The sequence below is a fragment of the Methylobacterium sp. WL116 genome (assembly GCF_008039455.1).
Classification (GTDB): domain Bacteria; phylum Pseudomonadota; class Alphaproteobacteria; order Rhizobiales; family Beijerinckiaceae; genus Methylobacterium.
Genome location: NZ_VRUV01000727.1, coordinates 1 through 1764 on the forward strand (window position 1 = coordinate 1; position 1764 = coordinate 1764).

General features: G+C 74.4%; 1 protein-coding gene. It reads left to right on the plus strand.

Translation table 11 applies throughout. The features are described 5' to 3' along the window. Nucleotides 1–167 precede the first annotated feature (167 nt). On the plus strand, nucleotides 168–1764 hold a 1597-nt coding region (locus FV223_RS26700; RefSeq protein ID WP_147729743.1), incomplete at its 3' end, for a methyl-accepting chemotaxis protein.

A 1764-nucleotide genomic window follows, 5' to 3' on the forward strand; every position in this document is an offset into this window, starting at 1 on the left:
GCCCGCGGCGGCGCGCGGGCCCGCCGGAACGGCCGGCGCGGAACGCCGTCCCTCGGGCACGGATCGGGATTGCGCTTTTGTATTCCTTAACGCGGGCCACCTATACTTTATTGCGAGCAAATGTTCGGGCGCCGAAGCCCATGAAGACTTTATTCCCGGAGTCGCGCGTGTCCCTGAGAAATGTTTCGATCCGCACGCGGCTCGTCGCCGCCTTCGCGACGCTGACCCTGTTCGTGCTCGGGCTCGGGCTCGCCGGCCTGTCCGGCATCGCGACGGTCGAGGAACGGCTGGTCGACGTGCAGACGCGATGGCTGCCGAACGTCCGCGACGCCGGCGCCCTCGACGCGCTGACCGGGCGGTACACCACCAGCCTGCTGCGGCACATGCTCACCACCGAGCCGAAGGCGCTGGCCGCCATCGAGGGCGACATCGCCCAGCGCGGCCAGGCGATCGAGACCGGGATGGCCGCCTACGCGCGCGGCATCGCGCAGCCCGAGGAGCGGGCGCTGTACGAGACCTTCCTGCGCGAGTGGGGCGCCTTCACCGCGACCGAGGCGCCGATCCTCGCCCATTCCCGCGCCGGCGAGAAGGCCGAGGCGCTGCTCGCCTACCAGAGCAAGGGGATCGGCGCGCGCCGCAACGCCTCGATCGCCCTGGAGAGGATCATCGCCCTCAACACGGAGGGCGCCGCGCGCGCGGAAGCGTCCGCCGCGGCATCCGTCGCGCGCACCCGGTTCTGGATGGTCGCGGCCCTCGGGACGGCCCTGGCCCTGGCGGTCGCGATGGCCGTGCTGCTGATCGCCGGCATCGGCCGCGGGATCGACCGCGTCGTCCGGCCGATGCAGGCCCTGGCCGAGGGCGACCTCGAGACCGCGATCCCGCTCCAGGGCACGCGCACCGAGATGGGCCGCGTCGCCGACGCGGTGCAGGTGTTCAAGGCTGCGCTGCTGCGCATGCGGGCGCTGGAGAGCGAGACCGCCCTGGCGCGGGCCGGCGCGGAGGCGCAGCGCAAGGCCGCGATGCGGCAGATGGCCGACACCTTCGAGCGCTCGGTCGGCGGCATCGTCGCGACGGTGACCGCGGCGGCGACCGAGCTGCAGGCGACGGCGCAGAGCATGACGGCGACCGCGACGCAGACGGCATCGCAGTCGACGACGGTGGCGATGGCCGCCGAGGAGGCGGCCTCGAACGTCAACACGGTGGCGGCGGCGGCCGAGGAGCTCGGCTCGTCGGTGCTGGAGATCGGGCGGCAGGTCGGCGGCTCCTCGGCGCTGGCGCAGGGGGCGGTGGCCGAGGCGGCGCAGACGGCGGCCGTGGTGCAGCACCTGAGCGAGGCGGCGGCCCGGATCGGCGACGTGGTGGCGATGATCTCGTCGATCGCCGGGCAGACCAACCTGCTCGCCCTGAACGCCACGATCGAGGCGGCGCGCGCCGGCGAGGCCGGCCGCGGCTTCGCGGTGGTGGCGGCCGAGGTGAAGGAGCTCGCCGCGCAGACGGCGCGGGCCACCGGCGAGATCGGCAGCCAGATCGGGCGGATCCAGGACTCGACCCGCCAGGCGGTCGCGGCGATCGACGCGATCGCGGGACGGATCCGGGAGATCTCCGGGGTGTCGGCCTCGATCGCGGCGGCGGTGGAGGAGCAGGGCGCGGCGACCCAGGAGATCGTGCGCAACGTCGGCGAGGCGGCCTCCGGGACGGGGGCGGTGACGGCCAACATCGGCGGGCTCGCGGCGGCGGCCGACGAGACCGGCGCCGCGGCCTCGC